We start from the raw sequence: 14,393 nt of genomic DNA, 5'->3' as shown, positions 1-14,393 counted from the left end.
CCGTCCGCGGCGCCACCTGTCGTGCGGACGCCACCGTTCATCCGGAACTCACCCGTCCTCGCCCCGGCGCTTCCCCGCACCTCTCCGGTTACGCTCAAGTGCGTACGACCTTGATCGGAGTCAGCGGAGTCAGTGGAGTCGAGGAGGCCGGGGATGACGGCGGCGCCGGGGCGCAGGAGCAGTACCTTCACACGGCTGCTGCGGCACGGGTTCACCGATCCCTCCGCCGCCGAACGGCTGCTGGACGGGCCCGAGCTGGCTCCGGTGCGCAGCGATCCCATCCTGCTGGAGGCGCTGGGCGCGGTCGCCGACCCGGATCTCGCGCTGCGCGGTCTCGTCGGGCTGCTGGAGGCGCAGTCCGACCACACGGCCCGGCGCGGACTGCTCGACACGCTGATAGCGGCCAAGCCCCTGCGGGACCGGCTGCTGGGGGTGCTGGGGGCGTCCGCCGCGCTCGCCGAGCATCTGGCCCGGCACCCGCTGGACTGGGAGGCGCTGCTCACCTATGAGCCCCGGGACCTGCACCCCGGGGTGGAGGAGTTCGAGCGGGGCCTCGCACCGGCGGACGACCCCGTGTCGCTGCGGGTCGCCTACCGGCGCTGTCTGCTGTCGATCGCCGCCCGGGACGTCTGCGGGACGACCGATGTCGCCGAGACCGCCGCCGAACTCGCCGACCTCGCCACCGCCACCCTGCGCGCGGCGCTCCGGATCGCGATGGCGGCCGCCCCGCAGGACGCCGCGCTGTGCCGGCTCGCCGTCATCGCCATGGGCAAGTGCGGCGGCCACGAGCTGAACTACGTCTCCGACGTCGACGTCATCTTCGTCGGCGAGGCCGTCGAAGGGGCCGACGAGGGCAAGGCCCTGCGGGCCGCCACCAAGCTGGCCTCGCACATGATGCGGATCTGCTCCGAGACCACCGTGGAGGGGTCGATCTGGCCCGTCGACGCCAATCTGCGGCCCGAGGGGCGCAACGGGCCGCTGGTGCGGACGCTCAGCAGCCACCTCGCCTACTACCAGCGATGGGCCAAGACCTGGGAGTTCCAGGCGCTGCTCAAGGCCCGGCCGGTGGCGGGCGACCTGGACCTGGGCACCGCGTACATCACCGCCGTCGAGCCGCTGGTGTGGAAGGCCGCCGAGCGGGAGAACTTCGTCGTCGACGTGCAGAAGATGCGGCGGCGGGTGGTCCAGAACATCCCGGCCGCCGAGGTCGAGCGCGAGCTGAAGCTCGGGCCCGGCGGGCTGCGGGACGTCGAGTTCGCCGTCCAGCTGCTCCAGCTGGTGCACGGGCGGTCCGACGCCTCGCTGCGCAGCGGGACCACCCTGGACGCCCTCCAGGCGCTGGCCGCGGGCGGGTACGTGGGGCGCGCCGACGCCGTCCAGCTCGACGACGCCTACCGGTTCCTGCGGTCCATGGAGCACCGCATCCAGCTGTACCGGCTGCGCCGGACCCATCTCGTCCCCGAGGGCGAGGACGATCAGCGGCGCCTCGGACGCTCGCTCGGCCTGCGGGCCGATCCGGTGGTGGAGCTGAACCGGGAGTGGAAGCGGCACGCGGCCGTGGTCCGGCGCCTCCACGAGAAGATCTTCTACCGGCCCCTGCTCGACGCCGTCGCCCAACTCGCCACCGGAGAAGCCCGGTTGAGCCTGGAGGCGGCACGCGAGCGGCTGGTCGCCCTCGGGTACGCGGATCCCGCCGCGGCGCTCAGGCATCTGGAGGCGCTCGCCTCCGGCGTCAGCCGCAAGGCCGCCATCCAGCGCACCCTGCTCCCCGTGCTGCTCGCGTGGTTCGCCGACTCCGCCGACCCGGACGCCGGACTGCTCAACTTCCGCAAGGTGTCGGACGCGTTGGGCAAGACCCCCTGGTATCTCCGGCTGTTGCGGGACGAGGGGGCCGCCGCCGAGAACCTCGCCCGGGTGCTGTCGGCCGGACGCCTCGCCCCGGACCTGCTGCTGCGGGCCCCGGAGGCCGTCGCCCTGCTCGGCGACGGGGACGGGGACGGGGGCGGGCTCCAGCCGCGCGGGCGGGCCCCGCTGGAGCAGGAGACCCTGGCCACGGTGGGACGCGCGGAGAACGCCGAGCAGGCGGTCACCGCGGCCCGCGGGGTGCGCCGGCGCGAACTGTTCCGTACGGCGGCCGGGGACATCGTCAGTTCCTACGGCACCGAGACCCAGCCCGCCGAGCCCGACCAGGGGGCGCTGGTGGACCGGGTCGGCGCCGCCGTGTCCGATCTGACGGCGGCCACCCTCGCGGGGACCCTGCGAGCCGTCGTGCGCGAGGGCTGGGGGGACACGCTGCCGACGCGGTTCGCCGTGATCGGCATGGGCCGTTTCGGGGGCCACGAGCTCGGCTACGGATCGGACGCGGACGTGCTGTTCGTGCACGAGCCGCGGGAGGGCAGCGACGAACGGGAGGCCTCCGAGGCCGCGAACCGCGTGGTCGCCGAGATGCGCCGGCTGCTCCAGGTCCCGAGCGCCGATCCGCCGCTGCTGATCGACGCCGATCTGCGCCCCGAGGGGAAGTCCGGGCCGCTGGTGCGGACGCTGAAGTCGTACGAGGCCTACTACCGGCGCTGGTCGCTGGTGTGGGAGTCGCAGGCGCTGCTGCGGGCCGAACCCGTCGCGGGCGACGAGGAGCTGGGACGGCGGTTCATCGAGCTGATCGATCCGCTGCGGTATCCGGCGGAGGGGCTCGGGGAGGACGCCGTACGGGAGATCCGGCGGCTGAAGGCCCGGATGGAGTCGGAGCGGCTGCCGCGCGGCGCCGACCCCAAGCTGCACACCAAGCTCGGGCCGGGCGGGCTGTCCGACGTGGAGTGGACCGTGCAGCTGCTCCAGATGCGGCACGGGTGGGCGGAGCCGGGGCTGCGGACCACGCGCACCCGGGAGGCCCTCGCCGCCGCGTGCGCGGCGGGGCTCATCCCGGCGGAGGATGCGGAGACCCTGGACGAGGCATGGGTGCTGGCCACCCGGGTGCGCAACGCGGTGATGCTGGTCCGGGGCCGGGCCGGCGACACCTTCCCCTCGGAGAGCCGCGAGCTCACCGCCGTGGGACGTTACTTGGGGTACGGCCCGGGCCGCGTGGGGGAACTGCTGGACGGCTACCGCCGCACGGCCCGACGGGCCCGGGGAGTGGTGGAGCAGCTGTTCTACGGGGCGTGACGGCGAGTGGGCCGACTGGTCACCCGTCGCCGTCGCGCCCCGCGCCGAGGAGGGTGCGGGCGTGCTTCAGGAGGGCCTCCAGGCCCACCCCGAACGCCCGGTCCGCGCGGCCCTCGAGTTGTGCCCCGCGCCTCCCGGCGGCCGGTCGAGGAGGGTGCGGGCGTGGTTCAGGAGGGCCTCCGGGCCCACCTCGAACGCCCGGTCCGCGCGGCCCTCGGGGACCCCCGCCAGGTCCGGGGCCGAGCCCAGCACCAGGTTCTCCAGCGCGATGATCAGCGGCATCACGGCCGCCGGGGCGGAGCCCGCGTCCCGCAGCAGGGTCACCGCCCGCTCGTACTGCTCAGCCGCGCCGACCCAACCCTGCCAGCCAGCCACACTTGCCGAGCCGACCGAGCCGGCCGGGCCGACCGAGCCCGCCGAGCCGACCGAGCCGACCGAGCCGACCGAGCCGACCGAGCCGACCGAGCCGACCGAGCCGACCGAGCCCGCCGAGCCCGCCGAGCCCGCCGAGCCGACCGAGCCCGCCGGGCGGGCCGGGCACGCCTGGCGGGCCGGGCACGCCTGGCGGCTGCGGGATCTGCGTGACGCGGGCGCCACCGTCGCCCTCGGCTCGGACTGGCCCATCACCGGCTACGACGTACGCCCCGTCCTCGGGACGGCCCGCGCACCGCGCGGCGCGGCGTCGTCCCGCGCGGGCCTCACGGGCCTGGAGGCGGCTGAGTCCCCGGTACGCCCGACCGTCACCGGAGGCCATGCCGTCCACCGGGGGTGACCCTGCGGGTGGCGGAGGCCGGTCCGGCACTGCCGGGCACAGCCGCGGTGGCCGACCGCCGTCGCGGCGGAACGACCCGCCAGTGTCGACGACGCTCGTGATCAATACACCTAGGCCTTGGTGGGCAGGAGTGCCCCGCCCCGGCCGCGGGCCGGTACCAGCCTCGGCAGGGAGTACGGCAGGGCGCCGTACCACAGGCCCGCCACCGTGAAGCCGAAGGCGAGGCAGATGATGCCGCCCACCGCGTCCAGCCAGAAGTGGTTGGCGGTGGCGACGATGACGATCAGGGTCGCCGCCGGGTAGAGGAGGCCCAGGATCCGTACCCAGGGCAGTTTGGCCAGCGCGAAGATCGTCAGGCCGCACCACAGGGACCAGCCGATGTGCATGGACGGCATCGCGGCGTACTGGTTCGACATGTTCTTCAGATCGCCCGAGGCCATCGAACCCCAGGTCCGGTGGACCATGACGGTGTCGACGAAGTGGCCGCCGGTCATCAGCCGCGGCGGCGCCAGCGGATAGAAGTAGTAGCCGACCAGGGCGACCGCGGTGGTGGCGAAGAGGACCAGCCGGGTCGCGGCGTAGCGGCCCGGGTGACTGCGGTAGAGCCAGATCAGGACCGTCAGCGTGATGATGAAGTGCAGCGTGGCGTAGTAGTAGTTCATGCCCACGATCAGCCACGTCACCGAGTTCACGGTGTGGTTGACCGAGTGCTCGAAGGCGAGCCCCAGATGGTGCTCCATACGCCAGATCCAGTCCGCGTTGCGCAGCGCCTCGGAGCGCTGCTCGGGCACCGCGTTGCGGATCAGTGAGTACGTCCAGTAGCTCACCGCGATGAGCAGGATCTCGAACCAGAGGCGGGGCCGGCGCGGGGAGCGCAGCCGGGCGAATCGGCGCTCTCGGGCCCCGGCCGCGACGGCCTGTGGAACGGCCTGCTCACGGCCTTCCAACGGCGTCACGGTCGAGTCACCCATGGACACAAAGTCTGCCAGAAAAGCCCTCTTGGCCCGATCATCCTCCGGTCGGGTTGCCGCCGCATGTTCTACGGCGGACGCACTCCATCGTCTCCTACCGGCGCAGGGGAGGAAAGCCCCTTTTTCTCCACCCTGGGGACGAGCTAAGGACGATTCCGTTCCCCGGGGGCCGAAGCGGTCGAGCCGCGCACCACCAGTTCCGGCATGAACACGAACTCGCTGTGCGGCGCGGGCGTCCCGCCGATCTCCTCCAGCAGCGTGCGCACCGCGGCCTGGCCCATCGCGGGGACCGGCTTGCGGATCGTGGTGAGCGGCGGATCGGTGAAGGCGATCAGCGGGGAGTCGTCGAAGCCGACCACCGAGATGTCCTGGGGGACCGCGAGCCCCCGCTGCCGGGCCGCCCTTATCGCGCCGAGCGCCATCATGTCGCTGGCGCAGACGATCGCCGTACAGCCCCGGTCGATCAGGGCCGTCGTCGCGGCCTGCCCGCCCTCCAGGGTGTACAGGGAGTGCTGCACCAGCTCCGCCTCGATCTGCTCGGCGCCCAGCCCCAGCTGGTCCTGCATGGTGCGGACGAACCCCTCGATCTTGCGCTGCACGGGCACGAACCGCTTGGGGCCGAGGGCGAGCCCGATCCGGGTGTGGCCGAGGGAGGCGAGATGGGTGACCGCGAGGGTCATCGCCGCCCGGTCGTCGGGGGAGATGAACGGCGCCTGGACCTTCGGGGAGAACCCGTCGACCAGGACGAAGGGGACGCCCTGCGCGCGCAGCTGCTCGTAGCGCTGCATGTCGGCCGTGGTGTCCGCGTGCAGCCCCGAGACGTAGATGATGCCGGCGACCCCGCGGTCCACCAGCATCTCGGTCAGCTCGTCCTCCGTGGAGCCGCCCGGGGTCTGGGTGGCCAGCACGGGGGTGTAGCCCTGGCGGGTCAGCGCCTGCCCGATGACCTGGGCCAGGGCCGGGAATATCGGGTTCTCCAGCTCCGGTGTGATGAGGCCGACGAGGCCCGCGCTGCGCTGGCGCAGCCGGACCGGGCGTTCGTAGCCCAGGACGTCCAGTGCGGCGAGCACGGACTGGCGGGTGGTGGCGGCGACGCCAGGCTTGCCGTTGAGGACGCGGCTGACGGTCGCTTCGCTCACCCCCGCCTGCGCAGCGATGTCGGCAAGCCGTGTGGTCACAGACGTGGACTGTACCGGCCAGGTGTCGCCTTGCACACCAATCGGACGCCGCGGCCGACCCGTTGGCCTGCCTCGTCCGGGCTGCTGCGTCATCGCGCTCCCTCGTGGTCCTTCATGAAAGTGGATGGCAAGAGCTTGCAGAGTCTTGCACAGACCGCCCCACGTGCTCGACGGGCATAAACAAGCGTCTCACGGCGGTCGCCGTCCGGTCACGTCCGGATAACTTCCGAGCCCGCTTGCAAATTTTTGCTGCAAGGACTTTCGCGCCGCTTACAACGCTGTTACGTTCGGCCACGCCCGGCGGCGGCAACGGCGCAGTCGGCCAGTCGGCAGGGACGGTGGACGGGACCGCCCCCTGTAGCTACACGGGCTTTCACCCTCAAGGAGAACTCATGCGGCGTGGCATAGCGGCCACCGCGCTGGTGGCGTCCCTCGCCCTCGCGGCGACGGCCTGCGGCGGAGACGACAGCGGCAGCGACAACTCGAGCGGGCCGGTCACCATCACCTGGTGGGACACCTCCAACGCCACCAATGAGGCGCCGACGTACCAGGCCTTGGTCAAGGAGTTCGAGGCCGCCAACAAGAACATCAAGGTCAAGTACGTCAACGTGCCGTTCGACCAGGCGCAGAACAAGTTCGACACCGCCGCCGGCGCGTCCGGCGCCCCGGACATCCTGCGCTCCGAGGTCGGCTGGACCCCCGCCTTCGCCAAGAAGAGCTACTTCCTGCCGCTGGACGGCACCGAGGCGCTCACCGACCAGGCCAAGTTCAAGTCCAACCTGATCGAGCAGGCCAAGTACGACGGCAAGATCTACGGCGTGCCGTTCGTCACCGACACCCTCGCGCTCGTCTACAACAAGGCGCTGTTCGAGAAGGCCGGCATCACCGAGGCCCCCAAGACCTGGGACGACCTCAAGAAGGCCGCCGCCACCGTCAAGACCAAGACCGGCGTCGACGGCTACTGGGGCTCCACCCAGGCCTACTACGCCCAGAGCTTCCTCTACGGCGAGGGCACCGACACCGTCGACGTCGCCGCCAAGAAGATCACGGTGAACTCCGACGCCGCGAAGAAGGCGTACGGCACCTGGCTGAGCCTGTTCGACGGCAAGGGCCTGCACAAGGCCGACACCACCGCCGACGCCTACGCCCACATCCAGGACGCGTTCGTCAACGGCAAGGTCGCCGCGATCATCCAGGGCCCATGGGAGATCACCAACTTCTACAAGGGCACCGCCTTCAAGGACAAGGCCAACCTGGGCATCGCCACCGTCCCGGCCGGCTCCACCGGCAAGGCGGGCGCCCCGACCGGCGGCCACAACCTCTCGGTCTACGCCGGCTCGGACAAGGCCCACCAGGCCGCCGCGCTGAAGTTCGTCAACTTCATGACCTCGGCGAAGTCCCAGTCGACGATCGCGCTGAAGAACTCCACCCTGCCGACGCGCGACGACGCCTACACCGCCGCGGTCAAGGCGGACCCGGGCATCGCCGGCTACGGCGCGGTCCTCGCCGCCGCCCAGCCGCGCCCCGCGCTGCCGGAGTACAGCTCCCTGTGGGGTCCGCTCGACACCGAACTGCCCAAGATCGCGGGCGGCAAGGAGACCCTCGACCAGGGTCTGAGCACCGCCGAGACCGCCATCGCCAAGCTGGTGCCGGACTTCAGCAAGTGAGCCCCGCGTGGCCGCCGGATCCCTCGTGACACGGGGGAGGGATCCGGCGGCCACCGGCCTGTGAGCCGTACACCCCTTGAAGACCCGCTCGAAGACCCAGAAGGTGTCGAACCATGACAGTCGCCATCGACCGCGCGACCGGCAAGCGCCGCGGTGACCGTGAGCCAGGGCCCGGCCTGGGCGGGCGCCTGAAGCGGGGCTACCACAAGCACTGGTACGCCTACGTCATGATCGCCCCGGTGGCGGTCGTCCTCGGCGTCCTCGTGCTGTACCCCCTGGTGTACGGCCTCTACCTCACCCTCACCGACGCCAACAGCCTCAACACCGCGCGCACGATCGGCGTCAACCACATCGACGCCACCTACAAGTTCATCGGCCTCGACAACTACGCCGACATCCTCTGGGGCCCCACGGCGTACGACCGCTTCTGGTCGCACTTCGTCTGGACGATCGTCTGGACGGCCCTCTGCGTCACCCTGCACTACACCGTCGGCCTCGGCCTCGCCCTGCTGCTCAACCAGAAGCTGCGCGGCCGCACCCTGTACCGGCTGATCCTGGTGCTGCCCTGGGCGGTGCCCACCTTCGTCACGGTCTTCGGCTGGCGCTTCATGCTCGCCGACGGCGGCATCATCAACTCCGCCCTCGACGCCCTGCACCTGCCGTCGCCCTCCTGGCTGGAGGACACCTTCTGGCAGCGGTTCGCCGCGATCATGGTCAACACCTGGTGCGGTGTGCCGTTCATGATGGTCTCCCTGCTCGGCGGCCTCCAGTCGATCGACGCCTCCCTCTACGAGGCGGCCGAGATGGACGGCGCCAGCGCCTGGCAGCGGTTCCGGTACGTCACCGTCCCCGGCCTGCGGACCGTCAGCTCCACCGTCGTCCTGCTCGGCATCATCTGGACCTTCAACCAGTTCGCCGTGATCTTCCTGCTGTTCGGCAACACCGCCCCCGACGCGCAGATCCTCGTCACCTGGGCCTACTACCTCGGCTTCGGACAGCAGCCGCGCGACTTCGCCCAGTCCGCCGCCTACGGCATCCTGCTGCTGGCGATCCTGATCGTCTTCACCTCCTTCTACCGCCGCTGGCTCAACCGCAACGAGCAGCAGCTCGCGATCTGAGGCAGGAGTTCTCATGAGCACGACCACCGCGCAGACCTCCGCCCCCGCGAGCGAGGAGCACCCCGTGAAGGCACCGACGGCACCGCGCCGGGTCCGCCGCCGCGGCGAGACGGGCCTCGCCGGCTCCCTCGCCTCCCACGGCGTCCTGACCGTCGCGAGCCTGATCGCGCTGTTCCCGATCCTCTGGCTGGTCTATCTGTCCCTCGGCCCGGACAAGGACGACTACCTCCACCCGGGCGGCATCTGGGACAAGATGACGTTCGCCAACTACACGTTCGTCCTCGAACACACCGAGTTCTTCGACTGGCTGAAGAGCTCGCTCATCGTCACCCTCGGCACCACGGCCATCGGCGTGCTCATCGCCGCCACCACCGGCTACGCCGTCTCCCGGATGCGCTTCCCGGGCTACAAGAAGTTCATGTGGGTGCTGCTGGTGACCCAGATGTTCCCGGTCGCCGTCCTGATGGTCCCGATGTACCAGATCCTCTCGGACCTCAAGCTCATCGACAACTACTTCGGCCTGGTCCTCGTCTACTGCACGACGGTCATCCCGTACAGCGCGTGGCTGCTCAAGGGGTACTTCGACACCATCCCCTTCGAGATCGACGAGGCGGGACGCGTCGACGGGCTCACCCCGTTCGGCACCTTCTTCCGGCTGATCCTGCCGTTGGCCAAGCCCGGCCTCGCGGTGGCCGCGTTCTACAACTTCCTCACCGCCTTCAGCGAGGTCGCCTTCGCCTCGACGTTCATGCTCAGCGACGACAAGTACACCCTGGCCGTCGGCCTCCAGTCCTTCGTCAGCGAGCACGACGCCCAGCGCAACCTCATGGCCGCGACCGCGGTGCTGATCGCCCTGCCCGCCGCCGCGTTCTTCTACCTCGTGCAGAAGAACCTGGTGACCGGGCTCACGGCCGGCGGCACCAAGGGCTGACCGCCGGTTGAGCCGCGAGGGGCCGTCGTTCGTCTGCGGCTCCGTCGTGGTTGCTCGCGCCCACGCGGCGGAGCCGCACATTGATAGAGCCCCGCGCCCCTCTGGGGCGCGGGTGGCGGCCGTGGTCACCATCCGACCCCGCTGTGACCACGGCCGCCTCGTCCCCCGTCCGCCGTATCCACCTCTGCCCGATGACTCTGTTACGTATAGGACGCCATGAGCCAGCAGCACTCCGCAGCCCCGGCCCCCACCCCCACCTCCGCAGCGGCCGTCGTCACCGTCGGCACACGCCGTGACTGGTGGCGGGACGCGGTGATCTACCAGGTGTACCCGCGCAGCTTCGCCGACAGCAACGGCGACGGCATGGGCGACCTGGAAGGCGTACGCTCCCGCCTCCCGTACCTGCGCGACCTCGGCGTGGACGCCGTGTGGCTCAGCCCCTTCTACGCCTCCCCGCAGGCCGACGCCGGCTACGACGTCGCCGACTACCGCGCCGTCGACCCGATGTTCGGCAATCTGCTCGACGCCGACGCCCTGATCCGCGACGCCCGCGCGCTCGGCCTGCGCATCATCGTCGACCTGGTCCCCAACCACTCCTCCGACCAGCACGAGTGGTTCAAGCGGGCGGTCGCGGAGGGGCCGGGTTCCCCCCTCCGCGACCGCTACCACTTCCGCCCGGGCAAGGGGAAGAACGGCGAACTCCCGCCCAACGACTGGGAGTCCATCTTCGGCGGCCCCGCCTGGACCCGGGTCACCGAGCCGGACGGCACGCCCGGCGAGTGGTACCTGCACCTCTTCGCGCCCGAGCAGCCCGACTTCAACTGGGAACACCCGGCGGTCGGCGACGAGTTCCGCTCGATCCTGCGCTTCTGGCTGGACATGGGCGTGGACGGCTTCCGTATCGACGTCGCCCACGGACTGGTGAAGGCGGCCGGTCTCCCCGACCTCGGCTCCCACGACCAGCTCAAACTGCTGGGCAACGATGTCATGCCGTTCTTCGACCAGGACGGCGTCCACGACATCTACCGCCAGTGGCGGCTCATCCTCGACGAGTACTCGGGCGAGCGCATCTTCGTCGCGGAGGCCTGGACCCCCACCGTCGAGCGCACCGCGAACTACGTGCGTCCCGACGAGCTGCACCAGGCCTTCAACTTCCAGTACCTGTCGACGGAATGGGACGCGAAGGAGCTCCGTACGGTCATCGACCGCACCCTGGAGGCGATGCGCCCGGTCGGCGCCCCGGCGACCTGGGTCCTGTCCAACCACGACGTGACCCGCCACGCCACCCGCTTCGCCAACCCGCCCGGCCTCGGCACCCAGATCCGCACCGCCGGCGACCGCGAGCTCGGCCTGCGCCGCGCCCGCGCGGCCACCCTCCTCATGCTGGCCCTGCCCGGCTCGGCCTACGTCTACCAGGGCGAGGAACTCGGCCTGCCCGACGTCGTCGACCTCCCCGACGAGGTCCGCCAGGACCCGGCCTACTTCCGCGGCGCCGGCCAGGACGGCTTCCGCGACGGCTGCCGGGTGCCGATCCCGTGGACCCGCGGGGGATCGTCGTACGGCTTCGGCACGGGCGGCAGCTGGCTGCCCCAGCCCGCGGAGTGGGCGGACCTCAGCGTCGAGGCCCAGCAGGGCGTGGCCGGCTCCACCCTGGAGCTCTACCGCTCCGCCCTGCACCTGCGCCGCGCGAAGCCCGACCTGGGCGCCGGTGACGCGGTGGAGTGGCTGAAGGCCCCGGAGGGCGTCCTCGCCTTCCGCCGCGGCGAGTTCGTCTGCACCGCCAACACCTCCACCGAGCCGGTCCGCGTCCCGTCGTACGGGCGCGTCCTCCTCACCAGCGGCGAGATCACCGAGACGGACGGCGAGACCAAGCTCCCGGCCGACACGACCGTGTGGTGGACCACGGCCTGACGTGCTCTCAAGGACCCTGCCACTTCTTCGGGAAGCGGTGGGGTCCTTTGTCTTCCACCTCGGTGCCTTCGGCCCTGAGCATGCGGACCTCTTGATCGATGTGCGACGAAGGAGGGCCTGTGCTCACCTGTAAAGAGGTGAGCGAATCAGACTTCTCCGTGGATGTGGTCCGGATGAACATCCGAAGGGTTTTGGCTACGTGGACTCCGGTGATGATGGCTGCGACAGTCGGTCTCGGCGTTCCGGTGAACGCACCGGCGACGGCCGCTACCGGTTCATTTCCCGAGGCGGGGGCGTATGCCACACAGGGAGACAGCACCATCATCTCGGACGACGGAGAGCTACAGGTTTCCTGGATAGCCAGTCAGGTGTTCCCGTGGGAAGGCGGGATACCGACCCGCTGGCAGGTCGACGTGATCTATGCCAACACATCGGACAAAGTTCTCTACTTGAACTGCGAAGGCTGGGACAGCAGCAACGTCAGAGAGACCATATTCAGGGACGGCAAGAACATCGGCTACGTAGAGGCGGAGCATGACCTCTGCAGCGACCACCCGGACTGGAATGCCAACCTCAGCCCGCAGCACCGACTCCTCCTTTCGTGGGCCGTGTTCCACAACGTCCCATGGAAGGGTGACGAGGTTTCACTGCAGTGGGGCGACTACGGGACGTCCAAGCGCCTGGACCCCTTCGGCCACTGAGGACCCGGCGAGGGCCCACCGAGCAGCCGCCGTTTTCGTGAGGAAGGTAGAACCCATGTCCGAGCTCTCGGGCGATTCACGGACGACGATTTCCGTAACGGGTAGCCCCCGGCCGCGACCCGAGGCCGTCGCGCAGCAGTGAAGAAGTAGCCTGAAACGAGTCGGTGTTGTGCCCGTATGCCGATGCCGAGACTGCCGTGCGACAGGCCGCCGGGTGGGTGTGCGAGCGGCCGCCGGTCGGTACACGCAGCTCAGCCCATACCGTTTTGCCAGGGGCGGCCGGGCGAGGAGTGACGCCCCAGTCGTCCGCGAGGGCGGCGACGAGGAGTAGGCCGCGGCCGGACTCTGATGTGGAGTCGGGGGTCGGGGGAGCGGACGGGGGCTGCTTCTCGGCTCGGGTGTCGGTCACCTCGATGCGGAAGGCGCCCTCGGCCAGGGTGAGTTGGACGTGGAAGTCCCTGCCGGGCACGTGGCCGTGGCGTACGGCGTTGCCGGTGAGTTCTGCCGTGATGAGGGTGAGGGTCTCGTTGACCGGGGTCGTGTAGGGGTGGCCCCAGTCGTCCAGGCGGTGCGAGACCAGTCGGCGGGCGAGGCGGGCGCCGCGTGGGGTCGAGGTGAAGCGCATGGCGAACTTGTGTTCGGGTGCGAGGTGCTGCGGCATATGCCCGTTCGGGGGAGTTGCTGACTTCATGCGGTCAACGGTGGCGGACTCTGCGTAGCGTTGAACAGGAGTGACGTGCTGACGAGTGCGGGCTGTACACGTGGGCGGCGCGCTTGTACGTGGGTGGCCGTGAAGGTCGTACGGGAGGAGCTGCGGCGTGGACGACGAGGTTCAGCAGCCGGAGTATGAGGTCGGGACGGGCATGCTGTGTGTGTTCGGGCGGCAGTTGAAGCTGTTCCGGGATCGTGCGGGGATGGACCGCGCGAGGCTTGGTTCGCTGACCGGGTACTCGGCCTCGACGATCGCGTCGTTCGAGCAGGCGAGACGTATTCCGCCGCCGAAGTTCATCGACCAGGCGGATGAGGTGCTGGGTGCTGGTGGGGTGTTGGGCGCGAGCAAGGAGGAGGTGGCTCGGGCCCAGTATCCGGCGTTTTTCCGGGATGCGGCACGCTTGGAAGCTGAGGCCGTCGAACTCCATGTGTACGCGAACCAGGCGGTGCCGGGGCTCTTGCAGACGGAGGAGTATGCGCGGGCCATCTTCATGATGATGCGGCCGCCCATGGATGACGATCTGATCGAACAGCGAGTGTCCGCGCGCCTGGCCCGGCAGGAGATCTTGTCGAGCCGCGATGCGCCGCTCGCCAGCTTTGTCATCGATGAGGCTGTGCTGAGGCGTCCGATCGGAGGACGGCGAGTCCTGCGCGGTCAGCTTGAGCACATTCTCCTCACGCAGGAGCGGCGGAACGTCGAGATCCAGGTGATGCCGCTCGACCGTGAGGAGAACGCTGGTATGGCTGGTCCCTTCACCTTGATCGAAACGAAGGAAGGGCGCAGGATCGCGTACGCAGAGGTGCAGAACGTGAGTCGCTTGCAGACGGAGCGGGAGCGGGTCCGTGCGCTGGAGGTCAAGTACGGAATCATCCGTGCGCAGGCCCTGACTCCCCGTGAATCATTGACGTACGTAGAGAAGTTGCTGGGAGAGCCATGAACGCGCATGTACATCAGCCGCCGATAGAACAGTTGACATGGCGAAAGAGCAGCTACAGCAGCGAGGAAGGCGGCGAATGCGTCGAGGTCGCCGTCCCCGCCGGCACGGTCCACGTCCGCGACTCGAAGGACACCACCCGTACCGCACTGGCCGTACAACCCAGGGCCTGGACCGCGTTCGTCGAGTTCGCGGCACTCTGACAAGGACACATGATCGGCGGGCGGCTCCGGGCGCAGTCCCGTCACCCATCGGCGCCCTCTCCAGTCGCGGAGCGGGGCGCCGGCCAGAAGTGCCCTCGGGCCCGTCAGGGCGTTCGACGCCCTTCAACGCACTGCG

At 70.1% G+C, this 14,393-nt stretch carries 12 protein-coding genes and 1 pseudogene; 9 read left to right on the top strand and 4 right to left on the bottom strand.

Annotated features, from left to right (window positions below; genetic code table 11):
• The first annotated feature begins 153 nt into the window (after positions 1-153).
• On the top strand, positions 154-3,159 hold the full coding sequence (locus ABZ490_RS39605) for a bifunctional [glutamine synthetase] adenylyltransferase/[glutamine synthetase]-adenylyl-L-tyrosine phosphorylase (protein ID WP_359001941.1): 3,006 nt from the start codon (positions 154-156) through the stop codon (positions 3,157-3,159).
• Positions 3,160-3,225: 66 nt separating this feature from the next.
• On the opposite strand, the gene ABZ490_RS39600 is transcribed toward ABZ490_RS39605, so the two are convergent.
• Entirely contained in the window at positions 3,226-3,441 is a 216-nt protein-coding gene (locus tag ABZ490_RS39600; protein WP_359001939.1) for a hypothetical protein, read from the bottom strand.
• Between the two features lie 265 nt (positions 3,442-3,706).
• On the opposite strand from ABZ490_RS39600, the pseudogene ABZ490_RS39595 reads away from it, so the two are divergent.
• Positions 3,707-3,931, top strand: a pseudogene (locus ABZ490_RS39595) (amidohydrolase); the annotation flags it as partial.
• 110 nt (positions 3,932-4,041) lie between these two features.
• On the opposite strand, the gene ABZ490_RS39590 reads toward ABZ490_RS39595, so the two are convergent.
• Positions 4,042-4,902 carry a phosphatase PAP2 family protein gene (locus tag ABZ490_RS39590; RefSeq protein WP_359001937.1) on the bottom strand — a complete coding sequence of 287 codons (861 nt, stop codon included), beginning with the start codon at positions 4,900-4,902 and terminating at the stop codon, positions 4,042-4,044.
• Between the two features lie 143 nt (positions 4,903-5,045).
• A complete protein-coding gene (locus ABZ490_RS39585; RefSeq protein ID WP_359001935.1) occupies positions 5,046-6,080 on the bottom strand; it encodes a LacI family DNA-binding transcriptional regulator in 1,035 nt (344 codons plus the stop codon).
• Positions 6,081-6,472: 392 nt separating this feature from the next.
• Here ABZ490_RS39585 and ABZ490_RS39580 point away from each other — a divergent pair, with 392 nt between their 5' ends.
• The 5 genes from ABZ490_RS39580 to ABZ490_RS39560 all read left to right on the top strand — a co-directional run bounded on the left by ABZ490_RS39580 (position 6,473) and on the right by ABZ490_RS39560 (position 12,408).
• The gene (locus tag ABZ490_RS39580; protein WP_359001933.1) at positions 6,473-7,747 is read left to right on the top strand and encodes an extracellular solute-binding protein; all 1,275 of its coding nucleotides are present in this window, start codon (positions 6,473-6,475) and stop codon (positions 7,745-7,747) included.
• A 113-nt stretch (positions 7,748-7,860) separates the two neighbouring features.
• Complete coding sequence (locus tag ABZ490_RS39575) at positions 7,861-8,865, top strand: sugar ABC transporter permease (RefSeq protein ID WP_359001931.1); 1,005 nt, start codon at positions 7,861-7,863, stop codon at positions 8,863-8,865.
• A 13-nt stretch (positions 8,866-8,878) separates the two neighbouring features.
• A complete protein-coding gene (locus tag ABZ490_RS39570) occupies positions 8,879-9,796 on the top strand; it encodes an ABC transporter permease subunit (RefSeq protein WP_359001929.1) in 918 nt (305 codons plus the stop codon).
• 216 nt (positions 9,797-10,012) lie between these two features.
• Positions 10,013-11,707: a glycoside hydrolase family 13 protein gene (locus ABZ490_RS39565; protein WP_359001927.1), complete on the top strand. Its 1,695-nt coding sequence runs from the start codon at positions 10,013-10,015 to the stop codon at positions 11,705-11,707.
• Positions 11,708-11,826: 119 nt separating this feature from the next.
• Positions 11,827-12,408 carry a hypothetical protein gene (locus tag ABZ490_RS39560; RefSeq protein ID WP_359001925.1) on the top strand — a complete coding sequence of 194 codons (582 nt, stop codon included), beginning with the start codon at positions 11,827-11,829 and terminating at the stop codon, positions 12,406-12,408.
• A 76-nt stretch (positions 12,409-12,484) separates the two neighbouring features.
• Here ABZ490_RS39560 and ABZ490_RS39555 read toward each other — a convergent pair whose 3' ends face one another.
• Positions 12,485-13,069 carry an ATP-binding protein gene (locus ABZ490_RS39555; RefSeq protein WP_359002004.1) on the bottom strand — a complete coding sequence of 195 codons (585 nt, stop codon included), beginning with the start codon at positions 13,067-13,069 and terminating at the stop codon, positions 12,485-12,487.
• 157 nt (positions 13,070-13,226) lie between these two features.
• On the opposite strand from ABZ490_RS39555, the gene ABZ490_RS39550 reads away from it, so the two are divergent.
• Together ABZ490_RS39550 and ABZ490_RS39545 are read left to right on the top strand one after the other, a co-directional pair.
• Entirely contained in the window at positions 13,227-14,057 is an 831-nt protein-coding gene (locus ABZ490_RS39550) for a helix-turn-helix transcriptional regulator (protein WP_359001923.1), read from the top strand.
• Positions 14,054-14,257 (top strand): DUF397 domain-containing protein, encoded by a 204-nt coding sequence (locus tag ABZ490_RS39545; RefSeq protein ID WP_359001921.1) that lies wholly within the window; start codon positions 14,054-14,056, stop codon positions 14,255-14,257. The genes ABZ490_RS39550 and ABZ490_RS39545 overlap by 4 nt, the downstream gene beginning before the upstream one ends.
• Positions 14,258-14,393 lie beyond the last annotated feature (136 nt).

The organism is Streptomyces sp. NPDC005811, assembly GCF_040630405.1.
Lineage (GTDB): Bacteria > Actinomycetota > Actinomycetes > Streptomycetales > Streptomycetaceae > Streptomyces.
Note: the sequence above shows the minus strand (reverse complement) of the source record. Positions and strands in the feature narration are given on the sequence as shown.